20 protein-coding genes and 1 pseudogene are annotated in these 18,120 nt (G+C 66.2%); 11 read left to right on the top strand and 10 right to left on the bottom strand.

Annotation, left to right across the window (positions count from 1 at the left end; all coding sequences use genetic code 11):
- Positions 1 to 307: 307 nt before the first annotated feature.
- Together J2X60_RS11115 and J2X60_RS11110 are read right to left on the bottom strand one after the other, a co-directional pair.
- On the bottom strand, positions 308 to 1,189 hold the full coding sequence (locus tag J2X60_RS11115) for an alpha/beta hydrolase (RefSeq protein ID WP_309887430.1): 882 nt from the start codon (positions 1,187 to 1,189) through the stop codon (positions 308 to 310).
- Positions 1,186 to 2,670: an FAD-dependent monooxygenase gene (locus J2X60_RS11110; RefSeq protein ID WP_309887428.1), complete on the bottom strand. Its 1,485-nt coding sequence runs from the start codon at positions 2,668 to 2,670 to the stop codon at positions 1,186 to 1,188. The genes J2X60_RS11115 and J2X60_RS11110 overlap by 4 nt, the downstream gene beginning before the upstream one ends.
- A gap of 82 nt (positions 2,671 to 2,752) precedes the next feature.
- Between J2X60_RS11110 and J2X60_RS11105 the strand changes: the two genes are divergently transcribed.
- Positions 2,753 to 3,358, top strand: coding sequence for a TetR/AcrR family transcriptional regulator (locus tag J2X60_RS11105; RefSeq protein ID WP_309887426.1), 606 nt, complete (start codon positions 2,753 to 2,755; stop codon positions 3,356 to 3,358).
- A gap of 119 nt (positions 3,359 to 3,477) precedes the next feature.
- Here the strand turns inward: J2X60_RS11105 and J2X60_RS11100 are convergent, their stop codons facing one another.
- Entirely contained in the window at positions 3,478 to 4,170 is a 693-nt protein-coding gene (locus J2X60_RS11100) for an SDR family NAD(P)-dependent oxidoreductase (protein ID WP_309887424.1), read from the bottom strand.
- A 160-nt stretch (positions 4,171 to 4,330) separates the two neighbouring features.
- Here J2X60_RS11100 and J2X60_RS11095 point away from each other — a divergent pair, with 160 nt between their 5' ends.
- The 4 genes from J2X60_RS11095 (at position 4,331) to J2X60_RS11080 (ending at position 6,996) form a co-directional block, all read left to right on the top strand.
- Positions 4,331 to 4,705: a GntR family transcriptional regulator gene (locus J2X60_RS11095; RefSeq protein WP_309887422.1), complete on the top strand. Its 375-nt coding sequence runs from the start codon at positions 4,331 to 4,333 to the stop codon at positions 4,703 to 4,705.
- Positions 4,690 to 5,577 (top strand): ABC transporter ATP-binding protein, encoded by an 888-nt coding sequence (locus J2X60_RS11090; RefSeq protein ID WP_309887420.1) that lies wholly within the window; start codon positions 4,690 to 4,692, stop codon positions 5,575 to 5,577. Before J2X60_RS11095 ends, J2X60_RS11090 begins: the two co-directional genes overlap by 16 nt.
- Positions 5,574 to 6,224: an ABC-2 transporter permease gene (locus tag J2X60_RS11085; protein ID WP_309887418.1), complete on the top strand. Its 651-nt coding sequence runs from the start codon at positions 5,574 to 5,576 to the stop codon at positions 6,222 to 6,224. The genes J2X60_RS11090 and J2X60_RS11085 overlap by 4 nt, the downstream gene beginning before the upstream one ends.
- Before the next feature lie 196 nt (positions 6,225 to 6,420).
- Positions 6,421 to 6,996 (top strand): MBL fold metallo-hydrolase, encoded by a 576-nt coding sequence (locus tag J2X60_RS11080; protein ID WP_309887416.1) that lies wholly within the window; start codon positions 6,421 to 6,423, stop codon positions 6,994 to 6,996.
- 410 nt (positions 6,997 to 7,406) lie between these two features.
- Here the strand turns inward: J2X60_RS11080 and J2X60_RS11075 are convergent, their stop codons facing one another.
- Entirely contained in the window at positions 7,407 to 8,024 is a 618-nt protein-coding gene (locus J2X60_RS11075; protein WP_309887414.1) for an MBL fold metallo-hydrolase, read from the bottom strand.
- On the bottom strand, positions 8,021 to 8,992 hold the full coding sequence (locus J2X60_RS11070; RefSeq protein WP_309887412.1) for an aromatic alcohol reductase: 972 nt from the start codon (positions 8,990 to 8,992) through the stop codon (positions 8,021 to 8,023). The genes J2X60_RS11075 and J2X60_RS11070 overlap by 4 nt, the downstream gene beginning before the upstream one ends.
- Positions 8,993 to 9,100: 108 nt before the next feature.
- Between J2X60_RS11070 and J2X60_RS11065 the strand changes: the two genes are divergently transcribed.
- The 3 genes from J2X60_RS11065 (at position 9,101) to J2X60_RS11055 (ending at position 11,167) form a co-directional block, all read left to right on the top strand.
- On the top strand, positions 9,101 to 9,484 hold the full coding sequence (locus tag J2X60_RS11065; RefSeq protein ID WP_309887409.1) for a MerR family transcriptional regulator: 384 nt from the start codon (positions 9,101 to 9,103) through the stop codon (positions 9,482 to 9,484).
- Between the two features lie 449 nt (positions 9,485 to 9,933).
- The gene (locus J2X60_RS11060; RefSeq protein WP_309887408.1) at positions 9,934 to 10,518 is read left to right on the top strand and encodes a flavin reductase; all 585 of its coding nucleotides are present in this window, start codon (positions 9,934 to 9,936) and stop codon (positions 10,516 to 10,518) included.
- A 160-nt stretch (positions 10,519 to 10,678) separates the two neighbouring features.
- Positions 10,679 to 11,167, top strand: coding sequence for a YceI family protein (locus J2X60_RS11055; RefSeq protein ID WP_309887407.1), 489 nt, complete (start codon positions 10,679 to 10,681; stop codon positions 11,165 to 11,167).
- 239 nt (positions 11,168 to 11,406) lie between these two features.
- Here the strand turns inward: J2X60_RS11055 and J2X60_RS11050 are convergent, their stop codons facing one another.
- The 3 genes from J2X60_RS11050 to J2X60_RS11040 are packed head-to-tail and all read right to left on the bottom strand — an operon-like array spanning position 11,407 to position 13,909.
- Positions 11,407 to 12,906 carry an ABC transporter permease gene (locus J2X60_RS11050; protein WP_309887406.1) on the bottom strand — a complete coding sequence of 500 codons (1,500 nt, stop codon included), beginning with the start codon at positions 12,904 to 12,906 and terminating at the stop codon, positions 11,407 to 11,409.
- Positions 12,903 to 13,403, bottom strand: coding sequence for a MarR family transcriptional regulator (locus tag J2X60_RS11045; protein ID WP_309887405.1), 501 nt, complete (start codon positions 13,401 to 13,403; stop codon positions 12,903 to 12,905). The genes J2X60_RS11050 and J2X60_RS11045 overlap by 4 nt, the downstream gene beginning before the upstream one ends.
- A 44-nt stretch (positions 13,404 to 13,447) precedes the next feature.
- Entirely contained in the window at positions 13,448 to 13,909 is a 462-nt protein-coding gene (locus tag J2X60_RS11040) for a MarR family winged helix-turn-helix transcriptional regulator (RefSeq protein WP_204621124.1), read from the bottom strand.
- A gap of 74 nt (positions 13,910 to 13,983) precedes the next feature.
- On the opposite strand from J2X60_RS11040, the gene J2X60_RS11035 reads away from it, so the two are divergent.
- Together J2X60_RS11035 and J2X60_RS11030 are read left to right on the top strand one after the other, a co-directional pair.
- Positions 13,984 to 14,748, top strand: coding sequence for an SDR family oxidoreductase (locus J2X60_RS11035; protein ID WP_309887404.1), 765 nt, complete (start codon positions 13,984 to 13,986; stop codon positions 14,746 to 14,748).
- A gap of 70 nt (positions 14,749 to 14,818) precedes the next feature.
- Positions 14,819 to 14,956, top strand: a complete 138-nt coding sequence (locus J2X60_RS11030) for a hypothetical protein (RefSeq protein ID WP_309887403.1) — start codon at positions 14,819 to 14,821, stop codon at positions 14,954 to 14,956.
- Positions 14,957 to 15,318: 362 nt separating this feature from the next.
- Here the strand turns inward: J2X60_RS11030 and J2X60_RS11025 are convergent.
- Positions 15,319 to 16,343: pseudogene (locus J2X60_RS11025) on the bottom strand (YhcG family protein).
- Positions 16,344 to 16,457: 114 nt separating this feature from the next.
- Here J2X60_RS11025 and J2X60_RS11020 point away from each other — a divergent pair.
- Positions 16,458 to 16,805 carry an Lsr2 family protein gene (locus J2X60_RS11020; RefSeq protein WP_309887402.1) on the top strand — a complete coding sequence of 116 codons (348 nt, stop codon included), beginning with the start codon at positions 16,458 to 16,460 and terminating at the stop codon, positions 16,803 to 16,805.
- 409 nt (positions 16,806 to 17,214) lie between these two features.
- Here the strand turns inward: J2X60_RS11020 and J2X60_RS11015 are convergent, their stop codons facing one another.
- Entirely contained in the window at positions 17,215 to 18,099 is an 885-nt protein-coding gene (locus J2X60_RS11015; RefSeq protein ID WP_309887401.1) for a hypothetical protein, read from the bottom strand.
- Positions 18,100 to 18,120 lie beyond the last annotated feature (21 nt).

Here is an 18,120-nt window from a genome sequence, read left to right as displayed (position 1 = left end):
ATCTTCGGGTACCTTGACCGGCTCCCAGGGGTGGCACGGCGGAGCAACCATGGCCATGTCGTCGGGCTCCACCAACGGGTCCGGCTCGGCCGGCCCGTCTGCCTTGCCGCGTTTGAATGTCAGGCCACTGTTCTTGCTGAATTTAAGTTCTTGCTCGAGCGCGTCAGCGATTATTCCCGGAGCTACTGCTGCGACGACAGCTTCTTGGTGCAAGATCTGCTCCTGAGTAAACCACTGGTCAGGCCCCGCGGCCCGACCAGGGTGGCCGAGGCTAGGACGTCGGCGGGCATCAGGCCGATTAACCCCCTCAGGCGTGATCAGCGAACCACTGCCGGGCTCGTCGTTGCACCTGCGGGGCATTGGGGTGTGCGTAGAAGGCGAGGTGTGTGCCGTCTTTCATCACAACGAGGGTGCTGTCAGGGATCGTGTTGTGTGCGTCGAGGCTGTATTGCGGGATGGCGTCGGTGTCGGCGTCGCCGTGAATGAGGAGCACTGGGCACCAGATGCGGTCGAGCTCGAGGGAATCGATCGCCCTGTAGTTGGCGACGTCGTTGTCCCATCCGGCTCGACGCGGTCCGCTCCAACTCATGGTGCGTGCTACCTCCAAGACCGCACGCCGCTGGTCCGGGGCCGCCATGACGCTCCTGGTGAGCGCCTGGAGGTCATCACCTCGGACAGAGCCCTCACCGGCAAGGGCCCCACCGACGATCTGCGCGGGGGCGAGGCGGCTGAGGAGGCGAACCATCCAGTTGCCAACCCTGGTTCCGAAGAGGAACGCATCGGACGGCGAGTATTGCGGAGCGGTCCACCGGCCACTGACGGCCGCGACCTGGACGAGACACGTTACGCGATTGGGGTGTCGGACGGCGAGACGGTAGGCGGAGGGCCCCCCACCCGACCACGCGAACACTCCGGCGCGATCAATGGCGAGGGCATCGAGCACGGCCGCGAGGAGGTCAGCTTCATGATCGATCGATGTGCCATCAGGGGGCAGCGGCGTGTTGAGGTACCCCGGCCGGGACAGAGCGATGGTCCGGAAGCGTTCCGCGGGCAGGAACCTGCCCATCATCCGTGCGCCGTCCACCCCGCCGGGACTGCCGTGGAGGACCAACACTGGCACGCCCTCGCCGTGTTCTTCGATCTCGACGGGTCCAAGCGCCGTGGAGACCGTTTCGGGGGAGCGGCTCACGCCAGGATCCCTGCGCGGAGGTCGTCGAGGTAGGCGCCGACCGCGCCCATCTCACCGGCGTCGGAGATGAGCGCGACATAGCCGTCCGGGCGGATGAGCACGAGCGTGCCGTCCGTCGCGCCGTATGCCGCAGCGAGGGACCCGTCGCTGTCGTCCACATCGATCACGGTGACGCCGTCGACGGCCCCCAAAGGTGCGCCGCCGAAGGGCAAGAGCGTCCAGGTCCCACCCGCCGTGAGTTCGAACAGCCGATGCACGGAACCGTCCCTCGCGGTGAGTCCAGTCGCGTCGGGGGCACGATCCCCGGCGCGAAGGACCCCCTGCCCGTTCCGGTCGTCGCGAGCGAGTGGGGAATCGCGGTAGGAGATGTCGAGCTGGATCGTGCTGCTGTCCCGGCTGGCGGGCAGGGCTTTGTCGCGGATCACGGCATTCATCCGACGGTTGGACATCGACAGCACACGTTCCGCGACCGGCCGGCGCTCCGCTTCGTACGTTGCGAGCAGGTTCGCGCTGGCACCGGCTTCGACCGCCGTGAGCTTCCAGCCGAGGTTCGTTGCATCCTGGATCCCAGTGTTCATTCCCTGACCACCAGCCGGCGGGTGGATGTGTGCAGCGTCCCCAGCAAGGAAGACCCTACCGTGGCGGTAGCGCTCTGCCAGCCGTGTGTTCGCCAGCCATACCGACGTCCAGGGAGCATCGACAATTCGTACATCGCCGCGGCCGGATACACGGTCGAGGACGGCTTGGAGGTTCTGGACACTGAGGTCCGGTTCGACGCCGGGCTCGATGCCGGCCTGGAACTGGAAAAGGTCCGTCGACGGCAGCGGACACAGCGAGGCCATCTCTCCCTCTGACCGCCACATGTACCAGGAGCCACGATCAAGCCCGTCGACCCTCACGTCCGCCACCAGCATGCGGACGTCGTCGCGGGTCTCCCCGACGAAGGCGATACCGGACTGCTTCCGAATCACGCTGTGTCCGCCGTCACAGCCGACGAGCCAACGCGCCCGGATAGTTCCGGTGCCTCCCCCGCTGGAGACCGTCGCGATGATGCCGTCGCTCTGCTCGGCGCACGAGTCGAACGTCGTCCCGAAACGCACCGTGTGTCCGAGTCCCCCGAGCAGGTCGCGCAAAGCTCCTTCGACACGCCACTCCGGCGTGATCACGCTCGCTGGGTAGGGGATGTCGGATCGGCCGAGCAGCGATTGCGGAACCTCGTCGACGCGACTCGTCGAACCGTCCGGTGCGATCGCGAGCATCGGCATGACCTGGGCGTCCGAGAGGACCGCCTCCACAACCCCGAGATCCTCGAGGACCTCCAACGATCGAGGTTGCAAGCCCTTGCCCCTCGATCCGGCGTGCGGCCCCGGGGACGCCTCGATGATCTCGAAGAGCACGCCGCAGCGTGCGAGTTGGCACGCGAGCGTCAGACCGGTCGGCCCGGCACCGACGATGAGCACCGCGGTCGTTACTTCACCCATAGGAACTCCAGAGATAGTAAAAGCTATCTAATAAACGTAGTACGCCTTTGAGAAGGAAGTCAAAGCTTTCTAAACTGGCCGAATGGTTGAAGCGAACCCGGGCAAGCGCCGTCGGGGTACGGAGCTCGTCGATGCGATCCTCGAGGCAGCTTGGGTTGAGCTCGTGGAGGTCGGGTACGGGCGGTTGACGATGGACACCATCGCTCGCCGTGCACGGACGAGCGAACCGGTCCTTTACCGCCGATGGCCTAACAAGGATGCCCTGGTCGTCGCTGCGATCGAGCACCGTCGGGTGACGCACCCGGTTTCGGTCGAGGACACCGGCTCGCTCCGCGGCGACCTCGTGGCCGAGCTCACCGCGGCAGCATCCGCGCGGGCTGAGTTTTACGCAATCACGATGGCCGCGGCGTACGCGGGACTCACCGTCGCCGGAGTGAGGACCCCGAGCGAGGTGCGTGACCGCCTCATGGGTCCGCACCGATCGGGGCGCGATCGACCGCTCTACCAGCGTGCGTCGGATCGCGGTGAGATCGATCTCCGAGCTACCCCGGACATCGTGCTCGAGATGCCGTTTGCTCTCGTCCGACTGGACCTGCTGATGAACCTTGCACCCCCAAGTGCCGCGCGGGTCCAAGCAATCGTCGACGACTGCTTCATGCCGGCGATCGAGCACCACCGCCCGCACTGAGCTGCACAGATACGATCTGTCTCGATGCGCGCCGCAAGAGCGGATGAACGACCGAAGCGTTGTCGCCTTCGTTTGAGCTGGACTGCCTAGCCGGCGCCTTGGGAGGGGTGAGCGAACCGTCAGAATCGGGGTACGGGCGCGATCGACGCGGCTTTCGCTGCTCGAGACATCTCGTCGACGAGGATCTCTTGCTCGCCAGCGGCGATGGCGGCCAGTGCTGCGTCGGCAACCGAACGGGGGTCGAGCTTCGCGCCGGGGAAGTCGGCCATCATGTCGGTGTCGATGAATCCTGCGTGGATCGCGGTCACCTGCACGCGCTGCGACGCCAGTTCGGCTCGCGTGTTGTTGGTCAGCGACAGCGCTGCCGCTTTCGAGACCGCGTACGCCATGTTGCCCGGACCGGCGAGCCAGGAACCGGCCGACAGGACGTTGGCGATGACGCCGCTCCCGTGCGCGATCAAAGCTGGGGTGAAGGCGGCAGTCACGGCGAGCATGCCGAGCAGGTTTGTCCGCAGCATGGAGTCGACGACCTCGATCGCGTCGTCATCGAACAGCGTCGCCCGCCGATGAATACCCGCGTTGTTGATCACCATGGTCACATCCGAGAGCTCTCGGGCGAGTGTCACGACCTGGCCACGGTCGGTGACATCGAGACGCACCGGGGTGACGCCCGCCGGTTGAGGTGCCCGCGGATTGCGAGCGGCTGCATAGACCTTCGACGCTCCGAGCTCTACGAGCGCGCTCGCGAACGCTGCCCCGAGGCCGCGATTGGCGCCGGTCACGAGGACACGGTGATCGCTGTAGTAGTTCATGCTTGCTCCTTCGATCGGTGTCACCGACGCTCGCAGAGACCACTCACACCTCACTGACGTCACCCTGACACACGTCGCGAGCCATCGAGTCCCGGCACTTGACCAGGCTCAGGCATGGCCGTACTGTGCTGGTGTACATACACAGTCTGTCAGGAGTGGCGTGCGGATCATCTTGTCGAGCACGAGTTCGGTGCCGATGTACGAGCAGATCAAAACCCAGGTCCGTAACGCGGTGCACGCCGGTGAGCTCGCCGAGGGTGCGCTCCTGCCATCACTTCGGCAACTGGCGCTGGAACTGCGGGTGAGTGTCATCACGATTACCCGTGCTTACAACGACCTCGTCGCCGAGGGGCTCGTCCGAAACGAACACGGACGTGGCTTCGTTGTGCGCGAGGTCGACGCCGACCTCGCGGGGACGGCACTCGCTGGACGGGTCGAGAGCGCCACCAACGAACTCGTCCAAGCAGCTCGAGCGGCTCACATGAGCATCAACGACATCCGAAAGAAGGTTGAGGACGCATGGAACCGAACCTGATCGACGCCGCCGTCGCGGTCCGTTCGCTCCACAAGCAGCAAGGGGCGTTCGCGCTCCACGATGTCGACGTCACTGCTCCCACCGGGCTCGTGACCGGACTCGTGGGTCCGAACGGCGCCGGCAAGACCACCCTCGTGAAGACCGTGCTCGGCCTTGTACGAGCCGACCGCGGATCCATCACACTGTTCGGCAACCGGTACCCTGCGGACGCCGCGGTCCACGACCGGATCGGGGTGGTGCTCGACCAGGCGACCGCCGCGCCCGAGTGGCGCGTCGGATCGGTCGGGCGGTACGTCGGCCTGCTCTTCCGGCGCTGGGACGACCGTCGTTTCCGCGACTTGCTCGACCGGTTCGACGTGCCAGTCGGCAACCGCGTTGGCGGCCTCTCACGCGGGCAGACCGTGAAGCTGTCCCTCGCGATGGCGCTTGCGCATGATCCCGAGCTACTCGTACTCGACGAACCGTCGAGCGGCCTCGACCCGGTCGCCCGGCGAGAACTTGCGGACACGATCCGAGAGTTCGTTCTCGACCCGGGCCACACGGTGCTCTTCTCGACGCACATCACCGAGGAACTCGACGACCTCGCCGACCACCTCGTCGTGCTCGCTGGCGGCGCAGTCGCCTACGAAGGTGGCGTCGACGAGCTCCATGACGCGTTCGCCGTCGTCCGCGGAGCAGGACCATTCCCCGAAGCCGCAGGACCGTCAACGATCGGCTTGCGCCGCGACTCCACCGGGCGATGGGAAGGCCTCATACGCTCCCGTGACACCGCCTGGTTCGGACCGGACGTCGTCATTGACCGGGCGAGCACTGACGATGTCGTCGTGCACGTCGCCCAAGACTCGCGCGCACATCAGAAGGTGTCCGCATGACCGCCGTACTCCAGTTCGCCCGGTTCGACCTGCGCACCATGGCACTCACCCAGCCGCTGCGCGTCCTGCTGCCGCTCCTGTTCACCGTCGTCTTCTGCGTCACGCTTCCCGTACCCGGCTTCGGGATCGCGATCGGCGCGGTCGTTGCGACAGTCTCCGCGTCCATCCCGTTCCAGGGCGACGAACGCGGACGACTCGACACCCTCTACGGCATCGCCCCAATCGGCCGGACCGCGGTGGTCCTTGGCCGGTACTGCTCGATGACCGTGTTCGCCCTAACAGCGATCGGGGTCGGCACCGCAACCACCCTCGTCATGCGAGTTGTTCGACACCAGGACTTCGGATGGCCACTCGTCGGCACGATGCTCCTCGCGTCGCTCGCATGCGTCGGCGTCGCGTACGCCGTGCAACTGCCCTGGTTCTTCGCCCTCGGCTTCACCCGCGGACGGCCGATGATCTACATCCCGGTCGGGATTATCGCCGTCGCCGGGACCATCGTCGGCCGGAGTGGGTGGTTCGCGACTCCGAGGTCGATCGACGTGCTCGTACCCCCACTGTGGCTCGTGGCCCTCGTCTTCGCTGCGGTACTCGTGCTGCTCGTCTCCGCCGGGATCGCCATGCGGGTGTACCGGAGGCGGGAGCTCTGACGCGCCCGCGAACAGCGCCGGCTTGTGCGCCGAGCGACCGGGCACTCGCAGTCGGATCACGTTGCCCCCTCGTACGGTCAGCTCCGTGCGAGCACGGCGACTGCGAGGAGACCGCCTCCGGCGGAGACGAGCAGGGCGAGCAGCGCGGCAGCGGTCACGGCCAACCCACTCCGATCATTCCCGACGAGGAGTCCCTTTGTCCGCAACACCCGCCCTCACCAGCACTCTCGATCTCGGTGGGATCACCCTGACCTACATTCCGGACGGCGAGTTCCGCGCCGAGCCAGCGCTTGCGTACCCCAGCGGCCACGAGGCGATGCTGTCCGACGACCTCGACGTCGTCGACGACGACGGCATGCTGGTCCTGAGCATCGGCGCGGTCCTGATCAGCACCCCGGACCGGAAGGTCCTCGTCGACACCGGCATCGGCATCGGCATCGGCATCGGCAACCGGACTATCCCGCTCGTCCGCCCCGGAACCGCCCGGGATGCCTTCATGCGAGGCGGCACGCTGCTCGACGAACTCCGCAAGCTGGGCGTCCAATCCACGGACATCGATGCCGTGCTCCTGACGCACCTGCATGCCGACCACGTCGGATGGATCGGGAACGAACACGCCGACGGCATCTCGACGTTCCCGAACGCGGACTACCTCGCCGACAGCTCGAGGACGGCTCCGAACCCGTGGCCGGTGTCACGGCGATCTCCTCGACCGGACACGCACCGGGACACGTCGCCTTCGCAGTCCAGGGAAGTCGTTGTCGCGCGCTGATCGTCGGCGACGCTGTGCACTGCCCGGGCGAGCTGATCCACCCCGACGTGGTGTGGGTGGGCGATCACGAACCCGCCGAGGCGGTCGACACACGGCGTGCCATCGCCGACCGTGTCGGGGACGGCGACATGGTCGTCGTCGGACCACACTTCCCAGACGCAGTGTTCCGACAGTTCCACCATGATGCACCAACGGCGCTCACCGAGGTGATGGCGGGCGTCAGCCACAGCAGCAGTCCGGCGCACAGCTCCTCGGCCTGACGAGATCGTGCGGACCGTCCCTGCTGCCGAGCGCGAGAACGGTCCGATCGGCCGTCAGCCGGTCACGGACATCGAGGCCGCGAAGCCGCGAAGCTGACGCCAGCATCGCAAGCAGCACCCTCCGCGCATACTCGATCGGCGGCTGCGTCATTACGGAACGACGCCAAGGTCGAGCGTTGAGGGGTCTACTCCAGGGATACGCCGGCGCGGGCCTCCTCGCGCTATCCCGACGAACCCGGCTGAGGCGAACACGCACCCGGCGGGGGTCACAGCGCGGATGAAGTCGATGATCTTCTCCAGATGCGCGAAGGGTCCCGACATGGGCACGAGCAGGGTTCGGACCGGCTCGTCTGGAACGAAGTACGAATCCCCCGGGTGGTACACGTTCTCCTCGACGATGTAGCCGACGTTCGCCGACACCGGCAGGTCGGGGTGGATGATGGCGTGCGCACCGCCGACGACCGCCACGCGGAACCCGGCCACGATGCCGCTGTCGCCTGGAGCGACCACGCGGACGCGGTCCGGGCGATCGGGCAGGAGAGCAGCGACGCTCGCTGGTGCCCAAACAGTCAGGGTGGGCTGGCCATCGAGGGCGGCGGTGACGAGGTCGACGTCCGCATGAACCGGGTGCTCGTGGGTGATCAGCACCGCGGCCGCGGCACGGATCAGCTCCGGTGCCGCGGCGGTGAAGGTCCCTGGGTCGATGAGCAGCGATTTGCCGTTCTCTTCGAGGAGCACAGTCGGGTGCGCGTACTTCCGCAAGATCATCGGTGCGAGGAGCTCTCCGCCGTCGTCGCAGTGCCGAGGTTCTGGGCGATCCAGGTGGCAAGCGTGGTGGTCGGGATGTTCCGCCGCGCGTTGAACGTTTCGGCCTTCGGCCACGCGACGCCGCGTCCCTGCGCGAACGCGGCCCGGTACTTCCGAGTCATGTTCTCCGGGTCAGCCGCGAGCTCCGCCATCAGCGTCGACTCGGACCACACCCGCAGCTCGAACGGACGCTCGAGGACCGTCTCGAGGGTCTCCGCGAGCTGGCCGTAGGTGATCGTGTCGCCGGCGACGTAGACGATCTCGTCGCGGATCCGCGGCTCGGTGAACACGATCTCCGCGGTCAGGGCGCCAATGTCCTCCGGAGTGGTGACCGTGACGGCGGTGTCCGCCGTGCCGAGGGCGTTCACGGTGGTGTTCGGCAGGTCGACCATGCCGGAGTCGGCGTCGAAGAGGTAGTTCATGAACATGCCGGTGGAGATGATCACCCACTCCGTGTCGTGCTGCGAGCGGAGCAGGTCACGGACGTCGAGCTGGGAGTCGAAGATGTCCTGGGGGCTGCCCCGGCCGATGACGTCGAAGTCGACGCCGAACTGCCACGGGAAGTACCGCGGCAGCTCCGCCACGAGTGCGGCCTGCGCGACCTTCATCGGGGTGTCGAGGCCGGCGGTGATGCCGGTGCAGCCGATGACGGTGTCGTAGTCGCGGAAGATCGCAGCGAGGTCCTCGACGCTGCTCTCCACCAGGTCGCCGCGGATGATGCCGATGCCGAGCTGGCGGATCTCGGCGACGTCGCGCTGCTTCGCTGGGACGGTCGAGTCAAGCGTTGTGCTCCGCAGCAGCACGTCGATCGTCGAGCCCTGCACCGCAGGTGCCCGGCGGGCGAGGTTTCGAAGGACGGGCATCCCGAGCTCTCCCGCTCCGATGACGAGGATCTTCCGTGACGTGCCGTCCCAGCTGCGCGCTGACATGTGTTCCTTCCTCCCGACTCCCGACTGTCGGGAACCGGTACGCCAGGAAGGCTAAACTTTGACATCACTGTCAAGGTCAAGTCGGAACCAGTGGAAGAGTCGAACAGCATGAAGATCAGCGACGCGGCGGAAGCGGTCGGAGCACCGGCGCGGATGCTCCGCTACTACGAACAGCAGGGCCTCATCCAGGCGTCCCGGTCATCGAACGGGTACCGGGACTACACGGACGAGCAGGTCGAGCACGCGCGCCACGTGCGTGCGCTCGTGGAAGCAGGCTTGTCCACCCGGATGATCAAGATCGTCCTCGACATCGAAGCACCCGACCCCGGGCCGCGAGAGTCCCCCGGCGGTCGCGCCGCGGCGGAAGAACTCGCCCGTGAACTGCGGGTAGTCGAGAACCGGATCGTGTGCCTCGAGAAGAGCCGCGACGCGGTCACCGAATACCTCCTGCGCTCCGAGCACGCCGACCTCCTCAGCCCCGCACTCGCCTGACCCGTCCTCGGGCGGCTCGACTCCGACCGCCGGCAGGGCAACGGAGCGCCCGACCACTGACGCGTCAACCCGCTCCGGGTGGCGCCGCATGCTCGGCCACTGACACGACATCAGGCAGCGCGTGCAGCTGTTGAATGCCGACGTCGTGCCGACGCACGCCCTCCTCTCCTCGCAGCACCGCAGCACCGCAGCACGCGTGACGGTGCGCTTCTTCGTGGCAGTCCCTCCGGTCCTGCCCGCCGCTCCTCTCGATCGACGCCGATTTGACCTTGACATTGATGTCAATGTTTACGCTGGCGAGCACGTGCGCTGACCCAGCGATTCCGCAACTCCCCCTTCAACGGGGATGGGCGCTCATGTCGAGCCCGTGCATCCTGAGCGGCGTTTCGGGTGACCAATCGCAGCGCCCACGGAAACGACTCACCATGTCGAGAGAGGAATCATCTGAGATGAGCACCATGAAAGACCTGACCGCCCGAGAGTTCGGCTACGGGCACCCCACGCCACTGTTCATGATCGGCACCTACGACGAGGCCGGCAGGGTCAACTTCATGAACTCCCACTGGGGCGCACTAAACCACGGCGGCTACATCAACCTCAACATCAACACCAACAAGAAGACCCATCGGAACATCGAGGCAATGGGAGCCTTCACGGTGACGCTTGCCACAGAGCAGCTGATGCCCTACGCCGACTTCTTCGGCATCCACTCGGGGTACCAGGTGCCTGACAAGTTCGCCAAGACGGGCTTGACAGTCCACAAGGCCAAGCATGTCAACGCGCCAATCATCGACGGCAGCACGCTCGTCATCGAGTGCGAGTTGGTCGAGGTCCTGTACGAGAAGCACATCCACACGGTGATCGGGCGCATCGCCAACGTCTCCGTTGATGAATCAATACTCGACGCGAGCGGCCGAGTTGATGCGGGACAGCTTGGCATGATCTTCTTCGACTCATTCAGCCGAGGGTATTTCACGCTGGGCGACAGAGTAGGCAACGCGTGGAGCGAAGGCCGGATCCTCTCGCCGCGATAACGCGAGGTCTCGGAGTGAGTCCCCGGTGAGGGATGACATCCGGAGCGTCCGCAACATCGGGAATACGCCGCGCCGACCGCCCGTTTGGTGACACGTCATCTAGATGCGGCGCCCCGCTGCCTTAGACAGCACCCACCCTCTTCCGATCGAAGGACACACCATGACGCTCACCGCCTCCGCCATCCCCGGCTACCAGACCGGCACCTGGAAGATCGATCCGACGCACTCCGAGGTCACCTTCTCGGTCCGTCACCTCGCCATCAGCAAGGTCAAGGGCTCGTTCGAGCGCTTCGACGCGACGCTCGTGACCGCCGAGAACCCGCTCGACACCAAGCTCGAGGCCTCGATCGACGTCGCCAGCATCAACACCAACCAGGCGCAGCGCGACCAGCACCTCGCCACCGGTGACTTCTTCCTCACCGAGGAGCACCCGCAGATGACCTTCGTGTCGACCGGCATCCGCGAGGACGGCGACGACATACTCATCGACGGCAAGCTCTCCCTCCGCGGCGTCACCAAGGACGTGACCCTGAAGACCGAGTTCGGCGGCGTCACCACCGACGGCTACGGCCAGGTCAAGCTCGGCGCTGAGGCGACGGCGAAGATCGACCGCACCGAGTTCGGTGTGAACTGGAACGCCGCACTCTAGGCCGGTGGCTTCACGCTCGGCAACGACGTCACCATCAACCTCGACGTGCAGTTCGTCCTCCAGGCGGCCTGAGCACCTCCGGCAGCAGCAGACGGCCCGCTCGCCCGATAGGCGACGGGCCGTTTGCTGTTGCGTTCGGTAGAAGGAGGGCCCCGCCGCGTGGGCACGAAGCACACTGAGCGCCTCGCGACGGCCCGGCCCGAGCTCGCTCGCTCGTGCCGCACCGGCGTCGGCGTGGGCTAACCGAGGACGCCGGTTTCCGCTGCCACGGCGTCGCCGTCGGCTTCTTCTGCCGTGTGGTCGGCGTCGCTGCTGTCGTCGCGTTGACGGTGGGCCGGGTGCCGGTGTCGGCGGTGTGTGTGCCGGTCCGTGTGCGCAGGCCCGTCGCCGCTGACATGGACGGTGACTTCCACCGGACCGGATTCCGCGGACGCTGTCGCGGTGATCAGGAGCCCGCTCCCGACTGATGGCGCGACACTCGGCACGTCATGATGCGGCGTGTGGGGTCGCCGCTCCTGCTGCACGAGAACCCCACCGCCTCCGCCGTGCGTCTGCGGGGCTTCGGTGTCAGCGGCGTGCGTCGACGCGTTCGCGTCGCGGCCGATCGTGGTCCAGTCATCGACGGGGGTGACGTAGCCGGCGTGGGTCAGTGAGGCGATCTGTGCGGAGGCCATCATGGAGCGCTTCCCGGCCCTGCGGTGCCGGCGGGCCTTCGCGATGAAGTACGGGCGCCCAACCAATGCCAGCAGGACGCCGGCGGCAGCGTAGCAGCCGAGCAGCAGCCAGCCCTGCCATGACGCGGGGCCGACGTCGTAGACAGTGCGCCGGAAGAGGTCGACGGTTGCGGTGCCGGTGACGAAGTCGTGGAGGAACTGGAACGGCTGCGGCAGCAGCTCTGCCGCGTACGCGCCGCCGGAGGCGGGCACGTTCGCGAACACGAACACCAGCAGCGCCGCTCCGGTGACGAACCTGCCGAGGAAGTACGCCAACCCGTTCACGACGCATCCCACAGCGAAGCTCGTCGACGCGCCGACGAGCCACAGCATCCAGAAGTGCCCCTCGACCGCGTGCACGACAAACCGGACCAGGACGACGGCGACGAGCGGGAGGATGACGCTGCCGGCGGCGATGACGGTGAAGCGTTGCCAGTGTCGGAGTCCCCCGCCCATCATCCCGACGAACATCGCGACCATGTACCCGGCGATGGTGCACAGCAACGTCAGGTAGAACAACGACGTCCCAAACGCGTCCGCCTTCGGCAGCGGCGCCAGATCGTCAATGGTGACGGTGGCTTTTGACGCGGTAGCGACGGAGCCGAAGAACTGTTGGGCGAAGGTGGAGAGCTGATAGTTCGCCGCGCTCGCGACCACGATCGTCGCCCGGCCTGTGCTCGGGTCGGGGGCGTAGGCGGCAGCGATGCTGCCATCGCGTACGGCTGTTCGCGCCTGCTCGAGCGTGCTGATGGTCGAGATGTTGACCGTGTCGCCGGCCGAGGTGCGGATTGCTGCTGCGGTCGGTCCGGTGATCTGGCTCTGCCCGACGACGGCGACCGGGATGTGGTGGAACGCCGGGGCGTGGAAGGCGAAGAGGTAGCAGAACACGAACGCGATGACGAAGAAGATCGGCAGCCACAGCTGCAGTCCGATCATCTGCAGCGCTGGCGGCAGCGTCTCGTACCAGGACCGGTACCGGCCGCGAAGGGACGGGCGGGACAGGGGGGTGACTGCGGTGTCGGTCATGCGTGCTGGCTCCTCACGGTCGCGGTGAGCCGCTCGGCGGCGTTGGTGTTGAACCGGCCGAGGAGCTCGGCGAAGCGCTCGAGGTCCTCGTCGGAGAAGTCGTTGGTGACCTCGCGAATCGTCGCGGCGCCGCTCAGGGACAGCTCGTCGAGGTGGCGTTGTCCTTCATCGGTCAGCGTCAGCAGCGACGCGCGTCGGTCGGCTGGATCGGTGTCTGCGGATACGAATCCGTTCGCCTCGAGCGCGGTGATCCGGCGGCTGATCGCTGCCCGGGAGAGCCCGGTGTCGCGTGCTGCGTCGCTGGAGCGGACCGGGCCGTTCAGCGCGATCGACTTCAAGATCAGCCGGGTGAGGGTGTCGGATCGTTCGTCACCCTCGGTGATGGCAGCGACGGTCACGTGGCGGTTCCACAGGCGGCTGACTTCTTCGTAGAGGCGGCGCTCGGATTGCTGTCGATGCTGGGTCATGTTGCGGACCACTATAGTTGCGCTGCGCACACAACCGATTCAGCATCCTTCTCCTGCACGCGGGAAGCGTCACATCAGGAGGCGCCTTGGGCGCTCACGAGGCGGGTAAGAAGGGCGGTGAGGGTGCGCTGTTCTTCGGTGGTCCACCCGTCGACGGACGCTCGAACCATGGCGGTTGCCGCGTCGCGCATCGCCGCGGCAACGTCTTGCCCCTGCTGGGTGAGGTGGACCAGTGCTGCGCGGCTGTCGTCGGGGTCTGGTTCCTGCCGGACGAGCTGCTGGTCAGCCAGGCGCCGCAAGGCTTTGGAGATGCCGGCTTTACCGATGCCGGTGGCTTTGACGATGTCGATCGCGCGAGCGGGCGGCTGCGCGTCGAGGCGCCAGATGATCCACCCTTCCGTGCTGTCGAGCGGAATCGGGAGCGTCGCGTTGAAGGCTTCCTGTCGAGCTCGAGAGCGCCAGAGGTCGGTGTAGGCGCGCAATGCGGTGATGAGCTCTGGGAGTGGATCCTCAGTAACAGGTTCCGGCGTGGGCACGACTCGACGGTAACACCGGCGTATGGTTTCCCAAGGAAACCAAAGCGGCGAGGGTGCCGCAGAACGGAGCAAGCATGTCTCGGACCATTGCTGTCACGGGAGCCGCGAGCGGCCTCGGCGCTGCAACCGCGGAAGCGATCGAGGCCGACGGCGACCGCGTCATCCGAGTCGATCTCCGCGAGGGAGATGTCACTGTCGACCTGAGCACCCGGGAGGGGCGCACCGAGGCGGTTGCGAAGATCGGTGAAGCAGCCGGCGACACCCTCGACGGGATCGTCACCTGGGCGGGCCTGGGCAGCGGAAGCGTGGCAACGCTCCTGGTGAACTATTTCGGATCGGTCGACGTCATCGAGGGCGTCCACGATCTCCTGGTCCGCTCACCGCAGCCCCGCGTCGTTGTCACCTCGTCACGGATGTCGCTCTACCCCGCCGATCATGGCCTTGTCCGACAGCTGCTCGAGCACGACCTTGACAGCATCGAGGCGCTCGGAGACGAGCCGGAGCAGTCGTTCTACTACAAGGCGTCGAAGACCGCGACGGCGAAGTGGATGCGGAAGAACGCTGTCGCACCCGAGTGGGGCGGGCGAGGGATCAAGATCAACTCGATCGCGCCGGGACTGATCGAAACTCCCATGACTCGGGGCACGCTCGACTCGCCGGAACACGCCCGCATGCTGCTTGACATGCACCCTCAGGCAGAGGACGTGCTCTCGCAGCCGTCCGAGATCGCGGCGATCGCACGCTTCCTCGCCAGCCCCGACGCTGGCCTCCTCGTCGGGCAGTGCCTGTGGGCCGATCGCGGCACCGAAGCCATTGAACGCGGCACGGACATCTGGTGAGCCCGGCAATCTCCACACAGTGCTCGCTGCGGCGCGACGTCGCGCGCAGGCAGTCTCAAGGAGCCCTGTCGTGAAAGCGTTCCGTCTCCTCGACGTTAATCAAGCCTCCGTCCAGGAAGTGGACCAACCTGTTCCCGGTCAAGGGCAGGTGCTGGTCAGGGTCGCCGCCGCCAGCTTCTGCCAAAGCGTGCGGCGGATCGTCGACTGATCCCAGTACCGATGTACACGGTGAGCCCTGCAACTACCGTCTGAACGCCCCTGCAGCGCTACTAGGCGTCCCTTCGCCAGACCGCGGCACAAGCGGGCGATCACGGTCTATCGGGATTTAGCAGGCGAAGGAGCTCCTGGAGCCATCGGGAACTCGGGCCGGCGGCGCCAACGGCGACGGCAACGGCGACGGCGGCGGCGCGGTGACGTCATGCTGCTCCAGCGGTACGCGGGATCCATGAACCTGATCACCGGCGTGAGCTCGTCACGAAGTTAGGTAAGGGCACGACGCTGGTGTGCCGGCGCGCGGCAGGGGGGTATCGGCTGTGTGCGCCGCATGACCCGGGCAACTCTCGGCCGTGCTCACGCTTCGCCGTGGAGCGTGTCCGGTTCTGGCCGCAAGGCGGAAACTAGATCAGCTTCTGAAGGAAGCGCCGCACGTGCCGCGGGCGGGAGTAGGTCATAACTGGCAACCCCGACCGGGCTCTGCTGGCCCGCGAGGGAGTAGCGGACGACAGCGTCGTTCTTGTCCGCGACCAGCAGCAGACCAACGGTGTCGGCATGCTGGGTGCGGCGGAGGCGGTCGTCGACGAGGGCGACGTAGAAGCCGAGCTGGCCGAGATACTCGGGCTTGAACTTCCCGGTCTTGAGCTCGATGACGACGTAGCGGAGTTGCTCGACGTGGAAGAAGAGCAGGTCGACGTAGAAGTCGTCGCCGTCGACGTCGAAGTGCACCTGCCGGCCGACGAACGCGAACCCCTCACCGAGCTCGCGGAGCGTGTCGATGATCCGGTCGACGAGCGCTTGCTCGAGGTGGCGTTCTTTCGCGTCGCCGTCGAGGGCGAGGGCGAGGAAGTCCAACACGTACGGGTCCTTGGTGAGCTGCTGCGCGAGGTCAGAGTCTCCCGCCGGCAGAGTTGCCGGGAAGTTCGTCGGTGCCGCCTGCAACCGGGCGTGAGCGCTGGTCTTGATCTGATGCTCGAGGACGTTGCGCGACCAGCCATGCGTCGCTGCTTCGTGGGCGTACCAGTCGCGGAGGTGGTGATCATCGAGCCGGTCGAGGAGCACGGTGATGTGACCCCAGGGCAGTTGTCCAACAGCCTGTTGGACGACCGCGTCCGCCGGCGCATGTAGAACAGGTTCGCGCGGGAGAAGCCCTTCATGTCCGGGAACTCGGCTCGCAGATCCGATGCAAGCCGGCCGATGACGTTGCTTCCCCACCCTTCTGCCTCCTGCCGCTGCAGGATGGTGGCGCCGATTCCCCAGTACAGCCGCACGAGTTCCGTGTTCACTCGCCGCTGCGCAGTGAACCGCGCATTTCTCACCTGCTGCTTCAGTTCAGCGAGGGCTGATGCGTACCCGGACGGGATCGGCGTGGTGTTGGTCATCACGACCATTCTGCCTCGTAACCAGGTTTGATCGTCGCCCTCATGGCGCAGGGGTCGATCCAATTTCTATGCCACAGTAGAAGCGCAGTCCCTCGAATGAAAGGCGGCGTTCCTATGGCGCAGAAAGTCACCACGCACCTGGTCGATGACCTGACCGGCGACACCATCGAGGAGGGCAAGGGCCGTACCGTGTCCTTTTCGTTCGATGGCAACCACTACGAGATCGATCTCTCCGACGACAACGCCGAGACGCTTCGGGAGGCATTCTCCGACTACGTTGCTGCCGCTCGAAAGGTCAGCAGCGGCCGTCAAGCGCGCACCAGCGCCGGCAGCACAGCCAAGCGAGGCAACTCCGACGAGCTCGCGAAGATCCGCGAGTGGGCAAACGCGAACGGACATGAGGTCTCGAGCCGCGGCCGCATCAGTCAGGCAGTGCGCGACGCGTACGACGCCGCACACTGAGGATCTACGACGATAGGACGGCCGCTTTCCCCTCGGGGGGCGGCTGTTCGGTTGCGCCAAGATATGCGGCGGAGGCGCCCGGGATTTTCTGGTGGTACGGCCTGGTGCCATCTGGCCAAGCAGAAGGCGGGCGAGCAGCGTGGCAACCCGAATGCCGTGCTGCTCGCCCGACTCCACCCTCCAAAACCGGAAGCCAGACAGCAAGCATCGTTCGTGAAGAGGACTGGGTGTGGTGCTGGTCGTCCCGGCGCGACCGAGGCGGTCGCCACCGGTCGGGTGCGACTGCCAGCACCACACCAACCTGTCTAACCGGCCCCATTGCTCATCGCACCGGTCTACCCGCGCACTGGGGCCGTAGACGCTCAATTTCGTGGATGGGCGCCCACATGGGGTCGAACCGTGTGGGCGGTTATGCGCAGGATGCGGCTTGAGTAAGGGCGTCGGTGGTGACTTTGAGATCGAGACCCGGGCCGGCGGACGGAGTGCCGTGTTGGGTGACCTCCCACACGGCGCCAATGGGGTCGGCCCCCATGAGGGTCGCGACGGACGGGAAAAACTCGTGTCCCATCCCGCTTGATGAGGATGCCCATGCGAGCTCGAGTTCGTCATCGAACGCGGCGTGCATCGAGGGTTGGCGGTCGATGCTGACGTGCGGCGTGAAACCGCCTCGTAGGGGGTTCTCCGCACCATAGGTTGATAGGGCGGGCATGCATGTGCCGTTAGCGAAGCGGGTGGCGTGGTTCGCGTTGACGATCGTGCCCGTGAGGGTGTCGCCGTCGGTGTGCTTCTCGAACTGGATCGCGACCGGGAGGGTGTCGTGTTCGTCATACCCGAGGCCGGATCCGCGGTAGGGGGAGATAGTGCCGGCGAGGATCTTGCCGCCGAAGACGCTGCTGAGGATCACGGAGTTCGGGATGCTGAGCACTGCACGAACACCGGTGACTGTGGATCCGACAACGTCAGCTTCGTACACGGTGGTCGCGTAGGCATTTTTCTCTGAAATCTGCTTCGACACGGCGCTGTTCATGGACAGCTTCTTCCCGTCAGCGCTCAGGAATGCCTTCCCGTCGCGCCCGACAGCGCCAACCACCGCACCGCTGGTGGGCAGACGGAGAGCCTTGCCGGTGGTGTACGCCGCCGTGCAGGCGAGCTTTCCATCGACCTTCGCGATGCTGGCGCATGCCTTGGACAGGTCAACGGTCTGCGGCTGCATCGAGCAGCCGGCAAGGGTCGTGACCGCGGCCGCTCCGACAAGGAGCGCGGCGATGGTTGTGGTCGTGCGGGGGGAACGCATGAGGGGTCCTGTCTGCTTGGG

Source organism: Curtobacterium sp. 320 (genome assembly GCF_031455235.1).
GTDB lineage: Bacteria > Actinomycetota > Actinomycetes > Actinomycetales > Microbacteriaceae > Curtobacterium.
The sequence above is the reverse complement of the archived record's forward strand: the minus strand, read 5'-3'. Positions and strand labels throughout refer to the sequence as shown.